General features: G+C 42.7%; 15 protein-coding genes. 2 read left to right on the forward strand and 13 right to left on the reverse strand.

The genetic code is table 11. The features are described 5' to 3' along the window. Nucleotides 1–500: 500 nt before the first annotated feature. The 13 genes from BIW53_RS15375 to BIW53_RS15435 form a co-directional block, all read right to left on the reverse strand. On the reverse strand, nt 501–1,949 hold the full coding sequence (locus BIW53_RS15375; protein WP_070992922.1) for an SLC13 family permease: 1,449 nt from the start codon (nt 1,947–1,949) through the stop codon (nt 501–503). 160 nt (nt 1,950–2,109) lie between these two features. Continuing rightward, complete coding sequence (locus BIW53_RS15380) at nt 2,110–3,966, reverse strand: M28 family metallopeptidase (RefSeq protein WP_070992923.1); 1,857 nt, start codon at nt 3,964–3,966, stop codon at nt 2,110–2,112. A gap of 62 nt (nt 3,967–4,028) precedes the next feature. After that, on the reverse strand, nt 4,029–6,218 hold the full coding sequence (locus tag BIW53_RS15385) for a M4 family metallopeptidase (RefSeq protein WP_070992924.1): 2,190 nt from the start codon (nt 6,216–6,218) through the stop codon (nt 4,029–4,031). Between the two features lie 511 nt (nt 6,219–6,729). Further along, entirely contained in the window at nt 6,730–7,809 is a 1,080-nt protein-coding gene (locus BIW53_RS15390; RefSeq protein WP_139158864.1) for a DUF1513 domain-containing protein, read from the reverse strand. Between the two features lie 29 nt (nt 7,810–7,838). Then, nucleotides 7,839–9,014 (reverse strand): imelysin family protein, encoded by a 1,176-nt coding sequence (locus BIW53_RS15395; RefSeq protein ID WP_070992926.1) that lies wholly within the window; start codon nt 9,012–9,014, stop codon nt 7,839–7,841. Nucleotides 9,015–9,028: 14 nt separating this feature from the next. Further along, a complete protein-coding gene (locus BIW53_RS15400; protein WP_070993071.1) occupies nt 9,029–10,423 on the reverse strand; it encodes a di-heme oxidoreductase family protein in 1,395 nt (464 codons plus the stop codon). A gap of 17 nt (nt 10,424–10,440) precedes the next feature. After that, the gene (locus BIW53_RS15405; RefSeq protein ID WP_245699442.1) at nt 10,441–12,144 is read right to left on the reverse strand and encodes a di-heme oxidoreductase family protein; all 1,704 of its coding nucleotides are present in this window, start codon (nt 12,142–12,144) and stop codon (nt 10,441–10,443) included. Nucleotides 12,145–12,232: 88 nt separating this feature from the next. Further along, complete coding sequence (locus BIW53_RS15410) at nt 12,233–13,663, reverse strand: imelysin family protein (protein WP_070992927.1); 1,431 nt, start codon at nt 13,661–13,663, stop codon at nt 12,233–12,235. A 167-nt stretch (nt 13,664–13,830) separates the two neighbouring features. Beyond that, nucleotides 13,831–15,843, reverse strand: coding sequence for a TonB-dependent receptor plug domain-containing protein (locus BIW53_RS15415; RefSeq protein ID WP_070992928.1), 2,013 nt, complete (start codon nt 15,841–15,843; stop codon nt 13,831–13,833). 133 nt (nt 15,844–15,976) lie between these two features. Continuing rightward, entirely contained in the window at nt 15,977–16,237 is a 261-nt protein-coding gene (locus BIW53_RS15420) for a CBU_0592 family membrane protein (RefSeq protein WP_070993073.1), read from the reverse strand. A 162-nt stretch (nt 16,238–16,399) separates the two neighbouring features. Beyond that, nucleotides 16,400–16,651, reverse strand: coding sequence for a hypothetical protein (locus BIW53_RS21110; RefSeq protein ID WP_070992929.1), 252 nt, complete (start codon nt 16,649–16,651; stop codon nt 16,400–16,402). 3 nt (nt 16,652–16,654) lie between these two features. Beyond that, nucleotides 16,655–17,059 (reverse strand): DUF1761 domain-containing protein, encoded by a 405-nt coding sequence (locus BIW53_RS15430; RefSeq protein WP_070992930.1) that lies wholly within the window; start codon nt 17,057–17,059, stop codon nt 16,655–16,657. Between the two features lie 325 nt (nt 17,060–17,384). Then, on the reverse strand, nt 17,385–17,786 hold the full coding sequence (locus BIW53_RS15435; RefSeq protein ID WP_070992931.1) for a nuclear transport factor 2 family protein: 402 nt from the start codon (nt 17,784–17,786) through the stop codon (nt 17,385–17,387). A 144-nt stretch (nt 17,787–17,930) separates the two neighbouring features. Here BIW53_RS15435 and BIW53_RS15440 point away from each other — a divergent pair, with 144 nt between their 5' ends. Further along, nucleotides 17,931–18,995 (forward strand): ketoacyl-ACP synthase III, encoded by a 1,065-nt coding sequence (locus BIW53_RS15440; protein ID WP_070992932.1) that lies wholly within the window; start codon nt 17,931–17,933, stop codon nt 18,993–18,995. Between the two features lie 69 nt (nt 18,996–19,064). Further along, on the forward strand, nt 19,065–20,531 hold the full coding sequence (locus tag BIW53_RS15445; RefSeq protein ID WP_070992933.1) for an aminoacyl-histidine dipeptidase: 1,467 nt from the start codon (nt 19,065–19,067) through the stop codon (nt 20,529–20,531). The last annotated feature ends 32 nt before the right edge of the window (nt 20,532–20,563 follow it).

Below are 20,563 nucleotides of genomic sequence, written 5' to 3' on the forward strand. Positions count from 1 at the left end.
AATCAAAATACGATTGTTAATAATCTAATTATTAACAACTTACACATAGCTACAAGGAATTACAATTGTTTCGACTACCCCATACCCGAGAATTTACTTAATCGAGAATGAATAAAATTACATAACGAGAATACACATTAAAAATAGTAAGAAAATTAATAGGTTAAATTTTTAAGAAAGTTTTAACGAGAAGCCGCTTAAATTACATAAAGAGAATCGATTGTTTTTAAGTCTAGATTTTGAACGTCCATTCTTCGTTCTAAGCCGCACTTAGAACATTTATGTTAACTCATTTTGGGTCAGAAACGCGTTAGCTGAACGTCCGCTTTATAAAATTGAGTCAATCCCACCAAATTACTCTGACCGTCTCTTGAACGCTCATAGCAGCCTATTGCAGGGTATACCGCACCCCACAATAGCACTTTAGGCAGCAAGCTTAGCGACCCTGTAAAGAAAGCAGCGCAAAATAGCTATGCTAAGCATGTATGATATACATGCTTTTAATAACCAAACAACCACGCCCCTAGCGTCATGGTAAGTATCGTTATAAGTACAATCGCTAGAATATTCATGGCGAAACCCGCTTTTATCATCTCTCTAATTTTGATCTCACCAGAACCGAAAATAATGGCATTCGGTGGGGTTGCAACGGGCATCATAAACGCGCAACTCGCCGCAATTGCCGCAGGGATAACCCAAATTAATGGCGTTCCAGAGACTTGCTCTGCTATAGGGCCCAACAATGGTAAAAAACCAGCTGCGGTTGCAGTGTTGCTGGTAAGCTCAGTTAAAAAGCAGATCAGAGCAGCGACCAATAACACCCCAACTATCAGTGGAACCGCTGAAGCTCCCGCTAATGAATTAGCGACATAATCGGCCAGCCCAGAGCTTTTAATTTGTGATGCCAAAGTTAATCCACCACCAAACAGTAGTAAAATCCCCCAAGGTAGTTGATTGGCAGATTGCCAGTCCATGATCTTTTGCCCCTTTGTTCCTGAAGGGAGTATAAATAATAACAATGCAGCCGCGATGGCTATACCAGTATCAGTAATATTCAGTCCCGTCCACTGCGCCAAATACGGGCGTAAAATCCAGCTAACGGCCGCAAACACAAATACCGCAAATACATTCTTTTCAGCCACTGACATTGCACCTAAAGAGTGTAATTGCTTGGCAAATAAATCTGCTAAATCAACATCACTCGAGATCACTTTTACCTTGAATGCAAAACGTGTTAACCAATACCAAGAAAGTACAATCATAAGCACACTAAATGGGGCGGCTAATGCCATCCATTGTGCAAAACCAATTTTGATCTGGTAGTTTTCCCACAAATAAGCGGCCATCAGTGCATTTGGGGCAGTACCTATTAAAGTTCCAACTCCACCTATACTGGCACTGTATGCAATGGCCAGTAGCAAAGCTTTGCCGTAGTTATCACAATTACTTTTATTTTCCTGTAAAACATGAATAACCGATAGCGCAATGGGCAACATCATCAAGGTGGTAGCTGTGTTGTTGATCCACATAGATAAAAAGCCACTCACCAGCATCATCGCCAAGATTTGTACCCGAGCGTTGTTACCACACCGCAACATAGTATGTAGTGCAATTCGTTTATGTAATTGCCACTTTTCCATCGCAATAGAAATCAAAAAGCCGCCTAGGAATAAGAATATAAGTGGGTGGGCATATAAACTAGTCGCCGCTTTTATATCGTTGATCCCCGCCAGTGGCACCGCCAATATTGGCACCAACGAGGTTACAGGAATAGGCACCACTTCACTGACCCACCAAATTGCCAGCCAAATCGCAAGTCCCGCGGTACTCCATGCTTGCGGACTTAAACCCGTAGGAGGTTGTGTAATGCAAGTGATTAAAAATAGGATTGGCGCAAGCCAAAGCAACAATACATTGATATTAAAGTTATTATTTTTTATTTCTGTCATAAATATAGCCAACTGCTTTTTCTTGGCGCTAGTGTATTAGAAGATTTTGGACAAAGTATGAAGGAGCGAGTAGCTGACAACAAGCCTAAAAGTGAATAAATCGTTAAACTAAAATACGGGCCTGATGATCAGCCCGTATTTGCATTTTTATAACTCAGGGTTATTGAGCAGTAATGGTTAGTGTCACACCACTGCTAGCGCTATAACCTTTAAGGCCGATGTACCAAGTACCTGAGGCTGGCGCATCAAAGCTACAAGACTCTGAATTACCGTTTTTATACGGCCTACAATCATAGACATTGTCCGAAACCTGACCATTGTGTTTCACATATAAGTCAGCGTCTCCAGAGCCTCCTGATATATTCACCGTAAGATTGGTGTAACCATCAACAAGCACTTGTTCAAAGCGTAACCAGCTATTTCTATCGACGCTTAAATTGGTCTCTTGGCGGTTAATAGGCGTAGGGCCATCACCATTGGTTTGATAGCTACCAGTGAGACTGACTCCACTGATCTGGTTCCAAGCTTCAACCATTACGTGATATGTACCAACTTGAATATTGTCAATATTACAAACTTCATTACTGCTTGAAGTAGTGCTCTTGCAATCATAGCTGTTTAGCGTAGGTTGTGAGTCATATTTTACATACAAGTCAGCATCACCTGTGCCACCAGCTGTCACGAACTTAAGGTTACTACTATTAGCAGGTACTTCCAATGTGTAAAACACCTGTGCCTTCGCAGCGCCTGAGATGCCTGTTACAGCAACACCATTTTCCAACTTATTGTCAGGTTCTGGGTCAACACTGCCAGCATCTTTTGCTAATTCAGCTAAGTAGGTTACTGCTAACTTTGCGAATTTACTGGCGTGATTGGAGTCAAACTCCGTGTCATTAACGGTATGTATTTTTCGGTTTATATCTGACATCGATGATTCAAATGGCATTGAAGCAGCATAACCTTGTTGATACCAAGAGGCATGATCAGAGCAGCCATAGCCACATTGGTCATAGCCATAACTAATCGCAGGCAAATAAGTGTCGATTAGCTGACCTAAGAATTGGTTTTGTGCGCTGTTGGTATAGTCGGTCATCATTACGATATCTTGTGGACTACCGTTTCGCCCTGTCATATCGAACTGCACCATACCAACCACGTTTTTATTTTGAGACTTGTAAGCTTGGGCTATCGCTTTGGAGCCTCTCAGCCCTACTTCTTCAGCAGCAAAGCCCATGATCTGAATGGTACGCTTTGGTTTAAAGTCGGTCGCAACTACTGCGCGCAGTGCTTCCGTTAACACGGCTATTCCTGAAGCATTATCATCTGCTCCGGGCGCTCTACCTGAACTTGGGCTAGACGAGTTGATTGAGTCTAAATGCCCACCAATAACAACTATTTCATCAGCTTTTTCACTACCTGGTATTGTCACTACAACAGAAGACTGAGACCAACTGTGTGCGTAGTAATCCACGGTAATATCACTGCGTGAAGCGCTTAACTGTTGCCAGTGTCCTTTTAACCACTGAGCAGCATCCACACCTGTTTGTTGAGTGTAATAACGGTTATGGAACGCACTCATAGTGTTAACCGTATTGGTTAAATTATTTGCAGTAATTTTCCCCAACATCGCGTTGACGCGCTCTGGGTTATCAATGCTATAAACAACAGATTGTGAATTCACTAAACCTTGATCAACTAAAGAGAGTTGCTGAAGATATTGCTGCGCTTCTTCATAAGACTCATGGGCAACAAAACCGCCACAGCGGTGATAGTTGTCATGCATAAAAGTACTCAATTCATTGATCATGCCTTGATCTACCTGCATGAGGTTGACCGTGTTTAGATCACTTGCATATTTTTTTACTGTGTTGCCATCTAGCATACTTTTCAGTTGGAAATGTCCCGCTGCTTGAGGGCCTATCGTTACCCATACATTCTCGTTTGGCTGCTCAGCCATCGCCACAAAGCTTGCAAGCATGCTGGCGCCAATAAAGGGCAGTTTAAATGCTGTTTTCATTATTTTTTCCTTTACAGTTGCATAAAAAAGGGAGCCGAAGCCCCCTGGAGTCACTTTGTAGACTAATTTGCTTTAATATTCAGCGTCACACCACTTGCTGCATTGTAGCCACGTAAGTCGATATGCCATGTACCAGCTTGTGGATTGGTGATAGTACAGGTTTCGCTATTACCATTTTTGTATGGACGGCATTGATACGTTGACGTTGTTGACTCAGAACCAAAGTTCACATACAAGTCAGCATCGCCTGTACCACCCGAAATTGTCACCTCTAAAGATGAATAACCAGCGGTTAACTCTTGTGTATAACGAGCCCAGTCACTACGAGCAACAGAGATGTTTGACTCTGTACGGTCAATTGGTGTTGGACCTTCACCATCGCCGTAGCTTCCTGTTAAGGTTACGCCTGAAATTTGATTCCATGCTTCAACCATTACAAAGTAAGCACCTGCTTGAGCTGTACCGATAGCACAGCTTTCTGTAGAAGTTGAACTAGTGCTCTTACAGTCGTAAGTATTAAGCGAAGGACGTGAGCCAAACTTCACATATAAGTCAGCGTCACCCGTACCACCTGATGTTGCGAACTGAAGGTTCGAAGCACCCGCTGGCACATTCATTACAAAGAACTGTTGATCTTTCGATGCGCCTGAAATGCCAGTGCGCGCAACGCCGTTGAAAATTTCTTCATCGGTAATTGGACCACCACACTCACCGCCTGAACTCGCGTCTGAGTTTACACCCACAGCAGCGAGTGCCGCTTTTACATCATCGGTATTAAAACCAAGGTCACATGCCGCGTCGATTGCACCATTACCAGCTAGATCCCAGTTAGTGCTCGCAGTCCAATACTGTTGGTTTGCTCTTGCCATAACTAAGAAAGCTTTTTTAGTGTCCCAACCTGTTGTAGTTGCGAGATTATAGAACGCCTTATTGAATACACCTGAACTGTGGTGAACATCCATACCTGAACTGTAATCAGATTGATGGTCTATTGAACGGCCGTCTTGGGTTGGATTATTCATGTAACGCAGCGCACCATTAGCTTTGAAAATCTCCTGGCCCACCAACCAATCATTTGTGCCTTTCATGTAAAATTCGGCTGCTTCACCAGACATATCAGAGAATGCTTCGTTAAGACCACCCGACTTGCCACTGTAAACAAGACCTGAGTTTTGCTCAGTGAAACCATGACTTACTTCGTGAGCAGATACATCTAGGCTAACCAAAGGATAGAATCTGTCTTTACCATCGCCAAAGGTCATTGCGCTGCCATCCCAGAATGCGTTCTCGTAGCTATTGCCGTAGTGAACACGCATCTTAAGTTGGAATGAAAGTGGAGCAGTATTTAGCCAATCGTTGTACATGTTAAATACAACGTTACCGAAGTAATGTGCATCATTTAAAGGAGAGAACGCGCCATTTATCTCTTTGTGTGTATTCTCTGGGCAGGTAAAGTTATAAGCCGTTGAGCCTGAAGAGCCGTGATTAAGATTGATGGTTTTAACGTTAGCGTTATTCATTGTACATGTACTGCCAGATTGAGCTACATCTAAGTAACCATAGTCCGTGCCATACATGTATTTGCCTGTTTTAGTATTGCCACCAGGACCTGTTGCATCAGCATGTTGAAGGTTTTCGTAGCTAAGTAAAACTTCACCCGTATTCGCATCGACGATTTGATATGGACGAGATGGGCTATCACCATAAACTACATACTCGATTTCGTACGCTAGATGCGCCTTTTGGCTCTTAGAGTCAACCCATACAACAAGCTTTGATGACTCGTTGTGTTTTTCTAGCTTCTTACCCTGCGCGCTCATAGCTGCCATGCCGTGCGATTGTTCAGCGCTTGCCATTGCCATTGCTTTATCAAGCATTGGAGTAACAGATTGTACATCTGCTGCAATATTATAAACCGCTGCACCGTGAGCAAATTTTAATTGCTCATTTTTATCAAATGATAAAATCACTGTATCACCAACAACAGGAATACCTTTATACATTTGTTGGTAGCGACGTGTTACACCGCCATTAGGTTGTTTGAACTCTTTAAGCAGCACCAACTCGCTGCCAACATCCAAGCCTATCATTTTTCCAGGCTGTGATGACAATACGCCCGCAGCCTGAGAGTTAACGACATTCAAGACGTTATTATTTTGGTTTAGAAACTGCTTACTCGCAGCTGCCGCTGAGCCAGCTTGCGCTAAAGCTAATGCTGAAAGTGTGGCTAAAGTGATATGTGATAATTTCACGTTTACGCTCCAAATTGTTATTTATGTTGTATCCGTCAGAATTCTGACTTTTATTCAATTTTTGCAAGTGGTGTTGTTTCACCACTGAATCCAGCGTAGACGAGTGGATAAAAAAAAAGCAATAAATTTAACAAAAAATAAACAACGCAGAAATAAAAAATATAAATTTAAAAAACAGTCTGTTGTAAATTAACTATATGTTTCACGCCCTTTTTTTGGGTAAAAACGTAAAGATGTGATTACAAATATTAACAAATTAGATACATGGAACTTTTAGTTTTTCTTAAAGCGGTCTCAGTTAACCAAAAGAATATAAATTAAGGGCAAGATTATTTAGAGGAAGTTGAGATGACAGCTCAAAATGGTGTATTTTTCCTACTCACCATTTGTCAGATATGCGATTTACCGTAAATATTGTGAGACGAAAAGACTGTAACTTTCTTAGCATATTAATGAAAAGGCGCCTCGGTTAGTGGGAGACTCAACGAAAGCGCCGAACCTATTATTATTTTTAAAGTTTAATCATATGGTTATCCCAGTGTAACAAATGCTCTATATGGGATTTATGCGAAACTAAATCACCTCTACCTGTACTTGCGATAAATTCATCTCCCAATGGAGCAATCCCAGCACAATCGTTTTGAGTCTCAATGCTGCTTAGTTTCCCACTTTTTAGGTTCCAGTAACTGATCACGCCACCACGAGGGGACGTTACTGCCAAGGTTGTTCCAGTTTCATTGATTGCCAAGCTGGCTGTGTATTGCTGAAAGGCCATCCATTGCTTATCGTTGGCTTGCAAAGAGCTCAACTGTTCGCCACGTTGGTGTGAAAAGATCAGCGGCTTAGCCAAATGTTTTGGTCCTTGGTACTGACAGCCGACGTATACAGTATCATCCGAGGCTAGACAAAGGTGTCGTGTACTCAGTAGGTGATCTGTAGGTTGAACCTGCTCCAAGATCTTACCAGAAGCAATATCAATGTAGCTTAAATTTGGCTGCATCGAATCAAGGTTAAGTTTGGTTCTGGGACTTGCCGGATGAGTGTGGATCCCACCATTAGCAACCACTAAAGTATCTTCATGCATTAGTGAAGCCAGTTGGTGAGGTCCAATCCCGCCACTTGGAAGCTGACTTTCCACAGCAAAATTATGGGTATTTCTCACAACGATCAGACCCTCATGGGCTTTATAGTCGTCATCGAAGTAATTTTCTGTGGTATATAACCACTGACCATCATTGCTCAAAGCTCCATGTCCAAAAAAGTGCTGGTTTGCGGCACTTTCAACTGTGCTTTGTATCTCACTAGATTGCATATCAATCACGTACATAGCTCGTCCAGGACGTCTTGAGAATGCAAGTAGCGTATTGCTATGAGCGACATGACATAAGTCATGTGCTCTATCGGCAATACGCACCTGACCCAAAATATTACCAGATTCATCAAACCAAGCGACAAAATGCTGCCCTTGATTATCAGAAAAAGCACTTGCAAATCGTTTGCCTTGTAATGCCGTACACCCCGTAAACAAGGGCAAAACACATAAACCAACGCCAGCTGCCAATAGCTTTTTACAAAATTTCCGACGGGACATAAAATGTGGTTCGCTGTTATTTAACACCCTTAATCTCCATCATTGGTGTTAAACCCTGGGTTCAATCCTGTTACCTGTACAAAGTCACTGTCCATCACGCTTCTTAGGTTTGTAATTGCGCTACCAATCGCATTTAATTGTGCTCGCCCTTGATCATTAACAAGCAGTTGCTCTGCAGGTTTAAATTTAGTTGCTTGAAGTGCCTCGTAAATAGCTTTGAAGTGCAGACGTATCTGTGTATCTAAGTCTTCTCGCTGATTAACTTGCTTAAGGTAGTCATCAAAGCCAAAACCATCGCCCCCAGTGTAAAGTAGCTCTAGTGCTTCAACATTCGCTTTAATATTTATCAATGATGTTTGGCTATACGCGTTTTCAAGCAATTCCGCTTTTCCTGGCGCTTGCATAGACATAGGTTCATTGACTTTGTTGTCTTTTATTATTTCAAGATACTCGAACCAAATGGTTAAAAGCTTTTCCAGTGCCGCCTCTTTACTGCTAAACGAACCACTCCCTGATTTGAACGCGGCTCCATATTCCCCTTTCCAGCTTGCAATATCTTGGCTCAACAAGCCCTCAATATTTGCCGTTATCGCTTGCAAATATTCGCATCGCTTTACAATATCTTGTGCACCAAGTAGCGTAACGTCTGAATTAAAAAGCACATATTCATAGGCTGGTAGCCCTTGTAGTTGATGCTTCAGATCAGATAACCCCTGCGAAAAGTCATGATTTTCGTTAAGTAAAGTTTCAACGTCACTCGCCAGCTTTTGAGAAGATAACGGCCAGAACTGAATCCGTGAGTAATGGAACGTATCAGCAATTGGGCCTAGCTTTAGTGTTCGGGCTTGCTGCCACGCATAGCTGGTCTTTTTCCATGTGGCTTGTAATCTTTCTATATCGTTTTGCGTACGTGATGTTTTGCTACAAAAGGCCTCAGTTTCGCTGCTCAAAGTGACATTCGACGCATAAAGTTGGTCATATAAAGGCACTATCACACCTTCAACTAAATTTATCGTTAGCTTTTCATATCCCTGTTCTGTCGTCATTTTTTCGGGAGTTGTGTTAACTTCGGTCTCTTTCTGATCTTGCTTAGTGTTAGTGTTAGTCTTAGTTGTAGATTCACCGCCACCACAAGCGCTAAGCGTACAGGTCGCCAATGCCATTAAAGTGGCTAATAGTAATGGTTTATTTTTATTAATTGTCATTGTTCTCTCGCTACTTAAATTTGCTTTAAGAAATAAATCAGCGCATTTCGTTCATTTGTACTTAAACCCATGAATCGATGCTTTGTTTTGTCGGCTTCACCGCCATGCCAAAGAATGGCTTCTTCTATCGTTCGAGCACGACCATCATGTAAAAATGCTTGGTAGCCCTGCACTCGCTGCTGTAGACCTATTCCCCATAAGGGCGGGGTTCTCCACTCCGAGCCCAAAGCCAAGTTTTCTCTTCCCTGATCCGCTAGCCCTTCTCCCATATCGTGCAACGCTAAATCTGTATAGGGATATATCTTTTGCGCTTGAAGGGCCGCAACAGGGTAGTCTTTTGTGGTGATATAGCTTGGGGTATGACATACGTGACACTGTAATTGATAAAATAGCGCTCGCCCTTGTAATGCTTTATCACTACTCAAGTCTCTTGCCTTTGGTACCGCCAGTATTTGCCCCATGTAAGTCGTTAAATCATGGAGCTTTTTGGGAATATCAAGGGTACCCTTAGGGTCTATTGAGGCTGCCAACTTACACGCATGTTGAACATTAGTGCATGTCTCTTGTGAAAATAGGGGGTTTGTAATACCAATGTCATTAACAAAAGCGCCTGCAATTTGTTGCTCTAAAGTAGCGTGTAGTCCCTTAAAGCCAAAGCGCCCTATGCTAGGCTGCCCTGTTTTGATATTCGTAACCAAATTATACTTAGCGCTGATCCCATCTTGATCTTCGTCTGCTATGTCTTGTTGGGCAAATAAGTCCTGCTCTGAAATTGCGTCAAGTAGCCCCATACCATATACAGCAGGTGTGTAACGCGCAGAAATAACCGTATCGGCTTCGAAGCTGCCATAACTCAACTGCTCAATTTTATAACTGGGCTTGATTAACGAGTATGCAGTACCATCTGGGTAATAGCCCTGAATCGTTTCATAGTGAACACGAACATTCCCCTCGCCAAGCACAGGCTTTGACAGTGTGTGGTGAGATAAGCGCACTGCGTTGGGTTGCAGCTGCCCTCCATAGTGAGCATCAACTCCCCATGTGTTTGTCTTTAATAATCGGAACAACAAAGCAGGTGGTGCCAGCTCTCCATCTTTTGCACGACGACCACGTCCCCCATCGTTATGACAGGTTTTACAAGAGCGAGCATTAAACAATGGCCCCAACCCATCTCGGTCCTTGGTGATTGCAGGCGAAGCAACCCAAGGGTCACGAAAAAACGAAAAACCATCCCAAAAATCAAGCTGTTGTATTGTTGGTACATTACCAGCTGGATGTATAAATGTTCTTTGTGCCACACGTCTTGCTGTTGCTTGACCACCGGGGTAAAGCTCTTGCTCAGAAAAAGCAGGCACTGTGCGTGCCTGCGCTTGCGCGGAGACTCCGCTTAGTAATGCTACCGAAAGCATACAGCTAACACTTAACATCACAATGAACCTAAAAATGCCAGCAATGCGGAGCGCTGTGATTTATCCATATTTATGTATGCTTGTTGCGCAGCTCGCCCCTCACCACCATGCCATAAAATCGCTTCTTCAATGGTCCTTGCTCTACCATCATGAAGGAAGGTTGCTTTCGGATTGACAGTTTGTACTAAACCTAACCCCCAAAGCGCTGGCGTTTTCCATTCCGACCCCGAGGCTTCTCCCTCAGGACGTCCATCCGCCAATCCGTCGCAGCGCTGAACATAGACACACTGTTGTTCACTCTCATCACATGATTGTGCATCCACTGATTCTCGTGTCACTATGCATGCGCCCCCCATATCGTGTAGCAATAGGTCCGTATAGGGATATATGATTTGCTGTTCCAATGCTGTGATATTGGTACGCGAATCCTTTATAGATACAAGATCAACATCTCCTAGCGCGCTACCTGGAGCTGAGCCGGTTTTATGACGAGGAATATGGCAACTGTGACAATTTGCCGCAAAAAACTGTGCTCGACCAGCCAACACTTCAGCCTGCCAAACATCAGTACTCGCGTCATAACCTCGTCGCACGGGTACAGCAAGCGTGCGGTTATAAAATTCAACTTGAGCAAGATCTATATTATTGAGGTCAACACCATCATGATGCTTATCGTTCTCACGCTTTGCTTGCTCGGAACATGCTATTTGCAATGATGTACAAGGTTCATCAGGATTAATTGAATTCGTCACCCCCATATCCCCTCGATATGCTCCAGCTATCTGCTGCAATACGGAACCTGTGACGGCTTTTTGCCCAAAGCGTGCGAGTTGACGCTCACCCGTAATGGGATGAGTGGTATACGCTGCTCGACCTGACACACCATCTTTATCGCTGTCAGCGGGATCTGCATAAGCGAGTATTGACTGCTCTGGAATACTCTCTAGTAAACCTGAACCATAAACATGAGGTGTAACACGCGCTGAGAATTGCACGTCATCTATGAATGCCCCATAAGCTAAGTCTTTTATTTTATATATTGGCTTTCGTAAACTATAACTTTCGCCATCTGAAAACTGGCCAGTGATAGTTTCATACTCAACCCAAGTATAAGCTTCACCATATGCCTGGCCTTCATCCAGTGCGCCACGGTACTTAGCTAATACGCCTCCTGCTTGTCCTTCTATGGTGCCAAATACTTGTAATTGGTCACCATACGTTGGTTCTGCATTGCCTAAACTATCACCCACACGTAGGAACATACTCGTCATTGCTTCATTACTGCTTGCCGGTACTTGCCCTCGACCATCTTTTATATGACATCCCTGACAACTGGTATTGTTAAACAATGGACCCTGTCCGTCATGGTTGCTTCTAAACGTAAAGTCTCCAGCTTTAAACACCGCATCTAATTGAGGTGTATCAATAATTTTTTGTGCCGCTTGACTAAATGCGTTTCGGTCAATTATGTGAGTAGTCGCCTCTCCTGCAGACAGGTGCTCGCTCTCGTCCACTTTATCAATGAGTAACGGCATCAGCCCATCATCAACTTGAACCTTAAATGCATGGTTAGTTGTCGAAGTTTGCTCACCCTTATCGGTGTTTTTATCGGTGTTTGTGTTACCAGTAGTATTGCTGGTGGTACTTTTCGATCCCCCACCACAAGCAGTCAATGCTGATAGTACGGTAATTAAAATGATTTGATTAAATGTATGTTTCACTTCAGTGCCCCTGCATCAAGCCGAATATTTCATTCCACCTGAAACTGAAATGGCTGGCATTGTGCCAGCCGCTAACCTTATAGACTGGTTATAAGTTTTCGTCTGTGTCTTGTTTGAGATCTTCCGCTGACACACCAAGAGCATCTATGGCCTTTTGGATAAGGTCAGTTTGCTCTGCCAATGCTGAGATTGCCGCATAAATCTCTTCTTTGTGTTGTGCTTGCTGAATTTGTACATCAAATGACTTACCCGATTTAGCCGTCTGGTCAATAACTGATGCTTTTGCCATGGTCTTATCTAAAGCCGCATTTAACTGCTCAGCTAGCTCAGTATGGCCTTTGGTGATAAGTAGGTTATGAATACTTGCACCGCTCAACTCCAAGCCATTTGTTCGTGTGTAAACACCTAAGTAAGTATTACGAATACCCTTCGCATTTAACCAAATGTCTCTGTGCGTGTTATCAGAAAAGCATGAATGTTCATCTTCTTGACTATCGGTACGTACAGCGATGCTCATTCTTTCACCCGCCAACTCACCAAAACTCAAACGCCCCATACTTTCGAGCATTGCGCCTAGATTCACCGCTGCATTATCTGCTTGTGTATACTGTGCGTAGTAAAAACCAGATTCAGGGTTCCAAGCATCAACAACACCTTGTAAGTCTTCTACAAGCAATGCCGCAGCGGCTTTGAGGTAGTCACCACGACGCTGACAAATTTCATCTCTCGCACCTTGCTCACCAGAAGTACAAGTGCGACCGTTTGCTTCATCTGCCGGAATATTTTGTGTGGTGTAATAATCTGTTACTGGACGATGTCCAGCCGTATAGTCACGCAGTGCAGTGTAAGTCAGGTCTTCATTTAAATCTTGACCCCAAAGTAAAAACTCAATGGCATGATAGCCCGATGTAACATTGGCTTCTTCACCATCAAGTTCAAATTTTTCACGAATTAATTCTTTAGTGATCTGCGAAAAGGTTTCACTGTCTGCAATGATGTTGCCACCTGGTTGATATACCGATGCGCTTGTATCACGCATCTCATGACCATCCATATCTTGCGTATAGTCAATTAAAGCTTCAGCAAGAGGCCAAGCATTAATAGCGCCTTCAGGACCTTGACCATCAACTAATGTCCAATTGCCCTGTTCATCTTTTGTCAGTGCGTCTATAGGACCTTCTCGAAAGCGAAACACTTCACTTTGACCGTAAGATTCTCGAGCATTAAGCCACGCTTGTTTTGCAGCCACAAAGTTTGCTTCACTTGGGTCTGCTACAAATCTATCTGTAGCTGTCTGTAAAGCTTTTGCGCTTATTAATGCATCTGAATAAACAGCGAAGGCTTGATCTGCATTTGTTTTTACAACGCTTTCAAATGTTGCCGCGGGATGTACAACCTCAACTTGCTCGTTGCCCTGAGTGTTATCAACAGCCGTTGTTGTATTTTTATCATCACTACCACACGCGGCTAATACGCCCACACATACTAATGAGAGTGCAATATTTTTAATGTTTTTCACAGTAATCCCAATTTTTATAAGGTTATTATAAGCGGGCGCATGTTAGCGAATAACAAATATGCATTCAATAACTATTTTCATTTAGATTTACATACCCAAAAGAAAAACGCTTATTCCAATTGAGCTTTGCCAGCTAATATTTTGATTTTTCGGGATTTGAATGAAAGTTAAAATTTTTGCAGATATTGGAGCTGAATTCGTCGCCCTGCACCTTGAATTTTGCCATCAAACATACGAGGTTCAAAAACAAAGTAGTTTTTATCAAACAGGTTTTGGGCCTTTAGCGAAATAGAACGGTTATTACCTAAACGCCAAGAAAGCACGGCGCCAACCAGGTTGTAAGCCCCCTGATCAAAATTATCTATAACATCAGGCTCTGGACTGGATACAAAAACGCTATCTCGCCAAATAGTGTTAATGCTGAGCTGTAAAGGTTCCATGTTATGCGTGAAAGATAAGCTCGCAAAGCGTTTAAAACTGGGGCTAAACGGTTCATCAAAAAGGTGCGTATAACCTAGCTCCAACCATGTGGTGTCCGATACATTAAACTTACTATTTAATTCATACCCTTGCATATTAGTGTTAAATGTATTCAAAAAAGTAAAGCGTCTTTGTTCAGTCGGTAAAGCAGTTTCGCGGATCGGCACTAAATTTATGAAATCTTTCAATTGATTATCAAACAACACAATGTCCAACTCCCAATCTGGTTTTTGTGTGTGCCAAACTAGTTCGGTGGTTTTAACGTATTCTGAAGTTAGATTTGGGTTACCGACAGTAACATCATCATTAGAATTTAATTCATTGCTAACCGGGGTACGAAAAGACTCTCCATATTGTAGTTTTAAAGTATTGCTGGGTGATACCTTGTATATCGCTGCAACTCGAGGAGATAACTTACTATCTATATCTTTAACATCATCATATCTAGCACCTACAAATACCGTTAAATCTTCACTGATAACATGCTTAAGTTGTGCGTATGCAGCTGTTGAATCGAATGATTGTAATAAACTATTAAAAGGCGCATGGGGTTTTACAGTGATAATACCGTCTTGGTAAAACTCCTCATCAATAAATACGTCTCCACGAGAAAAGTCATAATAACTGGTATTGATCCCTGCTTCTGATTGCTCTTCTTCGGAATATTCCAGCCCGATATTGACTGAAGTGAACTCATTCAAGCGATAAGCTACATCTAAGTTAAGCGCTAGATCTTTGGATTGCCATGACGGTCCCACGTAAAAGTCATGTTCCAGCCCAAGCTCTTCACCCGTTGCAATAAGGCCAGCAGAATAGATATTGTGCTCAATGTGTTTAAGAGAACTGCTGACATCCCAATCGGTATTTCTTAACCAATGATAAGTCAAAGAAAGTGCTGTGTTCTCGCTTTTGTGCTTGTTTTCATTAGACCAGCCAGCTAAGTTAGCAAAGCCATTAAGCTGCGTTTGATTATGCCAAACAGATAGGTTGAGCTCGCGCCATTGTACTCCAAACTCTAAAAAGTAGCTGGCAAGTGGGTCTCTGACGCCCTGTGCGTATTTCTCTCCATCCTGCCCCTGCCAAGATACATTTCCATACACATTAGTCTGTTCAAAGAGTGATTTATTGAAACTACCAGCAACCTGAGTAAATCCATATTCACCAATGCCGACGCTAGCTTGGCTACCCTCTTGAAAGGTAATAATATTCATCACGCCTAAAAATGCGTTGCTGCCATACAAAGCGGAGCCTGGCCCACGGATAAACTCTACTTTATCAACAATATCGACTGAGATATGTGGCATGTAAACCGATGCTTTACCAAAAGAAGCTTCATTAAGGCGTTGTCCATTGATCATCACCAGTACATTGCCACTATTTAAGAACACCCCTCGGGTATGTTCTTTTGGTACAGCTCCAACCCAATCACCTCTTGTTGACTGAAAACCCGGTACATAATTCATTAGATCATAAACATTGTTAACTCCAAGCAGAGCAATATGCTGATTAGTAAAAACGGTGGTACTGGAAGGAACGGTTGCACGGGTTTCATCGGTTTTTGTAGCTAAGTTGATGTTTACATCGAGTAACTCTTCAAAAGACAGGGTAAATAGGTCTTGTTCAGAACTACATGCCAAAAATGGCACGCTTAACAGCCAAGCAGCAAACAGAGATAGTAAATTTCTTGAGTGGTTTATCATGGTTTAGCCTAGCTACATGCGCTGACTGCAACCTGATTGTTTGAATTGACAACAGCACAGCGACCTTTCACATCATATTAATAATACAAATGATAGGCTGCCGTGCAAGCTTTTAGATGTAATTTATTGAAATTTATGTGGCTATCGCGTCTTTAGCTTTATAATATTTCACCAACCCTATAATAGATGCAGCTATCCAAAACAACTCTATAACAAAACTGGCCAAGTTAAAGTTGTAACACAGACTGATCAACAATAGGATTGCGCCAGAAAGGTTCATAAGATTGTAGGTCAAACTCTCCGGTGCTGCTTTACCCAGTTGTAGCATAAAAAACGCCCCAACGACTAAACCAGTCCCGCTCATACCGATCACATCAAACAATATATCAATCATGTTTTTGTCCATAATAAATGCCTAGTAACACTGGCCATTAATATCTCACCCAAACATCACTGGCCCGCTCCATGGGAAGGGTGACTTTCAATCGTTGAAACAGCACAAACGCGCCAATCTTATCAGGTCGATAATGCAGAGACAGGATATTTGTCCGCTTGTTTACTTGAACCTAACTTTACCACCGACAAATTTTAAGGCTGGTGTGCCACGGATTAGTGTACTTCGGGCAAACTCCTGTTCGCAGTTAGGGCAATGAAGATTATCATTGGTGTGATTTTTGACGATACGTTCAACAAAACACTTTACTAACGCGCCCTTGCCACCTTTTCTATATTTGAATAACGGCTGCGAGCAACTAGCACAGAATATATCTACAGTACGAACAGGGCCCTTCTTATTTGGTTTTGCCATCAATTACCCAGTAATACTTAACACAGCTCCCATTAAAACAAATTGGCAGGTATAGTATCCACCATTAATTAAAAATAGCTTCAGAGGCCGCTGCTCAAAAATATAACTTATGCCAAGCGCGGTTGTAACCAAACCACCACCAACCAAGGCGCCGAGTAAGACAGCATCAGTTAACAGAGGATCTTTTCCCAGCAATACCGACATAAAAAATGCGGCACACAATGCCAGTAGAAACGCGCCTCCATAAATCAACTTGGGGTCGCTCTGTTGTAAGTCAACATCTGTTAAACCACAGCCCTCCATCCACGATTGACCAAACAGCCATGGTGAATACCAAGCTCCACCGAGCATAAATGAAGAAAGCGCTGCCAATAACACCGCCCAATAATTCAAGTCAAACATTGACATAAAAGCATCTTTATTAACATTATTATTTAAATTTAGGCAACAAACCTAGAATGGGCAAATTATCACTTTGCAGATTACAATTATAGATGAATACCGTAATTTAGAGCGAGTAATTGATTACTTAAGGCGAGGTTGATACTACTCTTTGCGCGCAAATGCCCCACTGTGCAATTTCATTTGTCTCGCCATTTAATACGCATTACCACGAGCTATCATTAACGGTCTGTGAACTTGCAGTAAAAGCGCGCGTGCTGTTATGTATATTGAAGCACAGCCGTCAAGCTGATGTTTTAGTTCCAAATATCAAGTGAGGACAAAAATCCCTTCAATCATCCAAATGTAAAGTGAATTCACCACAAGGCGTGCCCTGATGAAACACTAAACGCCAGCTTTGCCGCTCTAGCCGCCACAAAGACATTCTGATGGAATAATTTAGCTGGCATTTTACGCTGCGGCGATAAGCTGCTTGATAACTTAGCTGAGCTAACCCTTCTCCCAGCATCCGCCCATTAAATGCTTGATTGTAAAACTGGGGCACTTTTTCATCAGGTAAACGTGATATGACATGTGCTTTATTAAATATGAGACCATTTGCAGATATTTCGTAAAAGTCATCGCTGAGTAAGCGTGCTAGCATATCGCCTGACTGTCGAACACTAGGCTCTAGTAACTGACGTTCCAATTCGATTAAGTGCTGTAGCAATTCCGCTTTGATTTTATTAGACATAATACCTTGCAAAACAATCTCTACCTTATCTATGAGTCTAGTCTACACTAAACTCTAAAGACAATATCGACTGGTGATCGCAAATGATTTTGCTATATAATGCCGCGCTACGCCAAAGGTCAGACTAGAGTTAAAGAGAACCAAATGATTTACGCAAAAATTACTGGGTGGGGGAAGTGTATTCCTCCTGCTTCGATTTCTAACGAAGATTTAAGTCAAATTGTAGATACTAACGATGAGTGGATCAGCACTAGGACTGGCATAAAAGAACGCCGTGTAAGCCATGTAACAACAGCTGAACTAGCAACGGTAGCAAGCCAACATGCTCTAGCATGTGCAGGACTCAAAGGCGAAGATATTGATTTGGTTTTACTAGCCACATGCACCCCATCTACAATGGTTGCAAACACAGCTTCATTGGTGCAAAAAAATATCGGTGCTGTTGGTGCTGCAGCCTGCGATACTAATGCCGCATGTTCTGGCTTTTTATATGCGCTACAAAACGCCACTGCACAGATCCAAGCCGGTATGATCAAGCGCGCCGTTGTTGTCGCCGCTGAGCGAATGACTTGGTATGTAAACTGGGCAAAAAGAGATAGCGCAGTGTTATTTGGCGATGGTGCCGGAGCAGTTATTCTTGAGGCCAGTGAAGAACCTTGTGGCTTGTTAGGCACAAAAACTGGCTGCGATAGCACAGATAGAGACATTCTACATATTGGCAACTATGGTACCGATATGGACAAATACCAACCAACAGGACCATCAGATTTGCTATTCGAGGGACGTGAAATATTCAAACGCGCGGTAAAAGGTATGAGTGAAGCAAGTGATGATGTGCTGTCGCAGGCCAACTTGAAATTGACCGATATTGACGTTCTAGTTCCCCATCAGGCTAATTTACGTATTATTCAAGCTATTCAGCAACGCTTAAATATTAGCGATGATAAAGTAATGGTAAACATAGACAAATATGGAAATACCTCAGCGGCAACTATCGCAATCGCTTTGTGCGAAGCTGTTGAGAATGGGCTCATCAAACCACACAGCAATATAATGTCAGCCGCTTTCGGAGCCGGATTAACATGGGCTGCAAGCTACATAAAGTGGGGAGAACGTGTTACCCCAATTACGACTAGTGATGCTACCCTACCCGAGTGTCATCAAAGCGGCTTAGAGTTAATAGCATCAGCTGTAAAAGCCTGTCGATAAAGCTACCGCTTTTCGCCATCCTACTTGAATGATAAAATTTCTATTATTCATTCAAGTAGGGAAAGCATTTTGTTTAAACCACATAGCGAAATTTGCCAACTAGAGCCTAAAGCCATCTGGCAGTTTTTTGATCAAATTTGTGCGATCGCGCACCCATCTAAACATGAAGAAGTACTCGCACAGTTTATCGTTGATTGGGCGACTTCTCAGAACCTATCAGTACGCAGAGACACAACTGGCAATGTATTCATTAAAAAGCCAGCAACTAAGGGAATGGAAGATCGTAAAGCGGTGGTCTTACAAGCTCATATCGATATGGTTCCACAAAAAAATGATGATACAGAACATGACTTTGCCCATGACCCAATCAGACCATATATAGATGGTGAGTGGGTAACGGCCACTGGAACCACACTTGGCGCTGATAACGGCATTGGTATGGCATCTTGCCTTGCAGTATTGGCTGCAGATGATATTCCTCATGGTCCGTTAGAAGTATTACTCACCATTGATGAAGAAGCTGGCATGACTGGCGCATTTGGGCTAGAAGCTGGTTGGCTTGAAGGGGAGATCCTACTTAACACCGATTCAGAGCAAGAAGGCGAAATCTACATGGGCTGTGCCGGTGGTGTTGATGCAAGCCTAAAAGTCACAGTGGAGCGAGAAGCTCTGCCTAATCTAAGTACCTTTGAATTGACGTTAAAAGGCTTAAAAGGGGGGCATTCTGGCGTTGATATCCATACTGGCCGCGCGAATGCAAACAAGTTACTTGCTCGCTTTTTACAAAACCATGTCGAAGGCATTGATTTTCGTCTAGTGTCAATTAAAGGTGGCTCGTTGCGCAATGCTATTCCTCGCGAAGCTTATGCTCATATCGCTATTCCAACTTCTCAGTTAGAGCTATTTCAGCAATATTTAAATGCGTTTGAAACTACAGTAAAAGAAGAGTTGTGTTCTGTTGAAACAGGTTTGACCTTTACATTACATGCCGTTGAAACAGAGCTTTCACCGATGAACACACAGTCACAAACAAAACTATTAGCGTTACTTAATGCATGCCCAAATGGTGTGATGCGCATGAGTGATGATATTAAGGGCGTGGTTGAAACCTCACTCAACATGGGGGTGATCACAACAGAGCAAGACAAAGTCGAAGTGCTGTGTTTAATTCGCTCACTGATTGACTCAGGCAGGGAAGAGGTCAGCGGTGCATTACGTGCATTGGCAATGCTGGCTGGCGCAGACATAGAGTTTTCTGGCGCTTATCCTGGTTGGAAACCAGATCCAGATTCTCAAATATTGCATATTTTTCGTGATGTATACGAAGATATTTATGATAAAAAGCCAGATATTATGGTCATTCACGCGGGGCTAGAATGTGGTCTATTTAAAAAACCTTACCCGAACATGGATATGATTTCATTTGGGCCTACTATCAAATTCCCACACTCCCCTGACGAGAAAGTTAAGATTGATACCGTTGGCTTGTATTGGCAGCAAATGAAAGCAATTTTAGCGAATATCCCACGCAGATAACGTAGCTGACAAGGCAGGCCCTGCTCAGGCCT

Source organism: Pseudoalteromonas byunsanensis (assembly GCF_001854475.1).
Classification (GTDB): Bacteria; Pseudomonadota; Gammaproteobacteria; order Enterobacterales; family Alteromonadaceae; genus Pseudoalteromonas; species Pseudoalteromonas byunsanensis.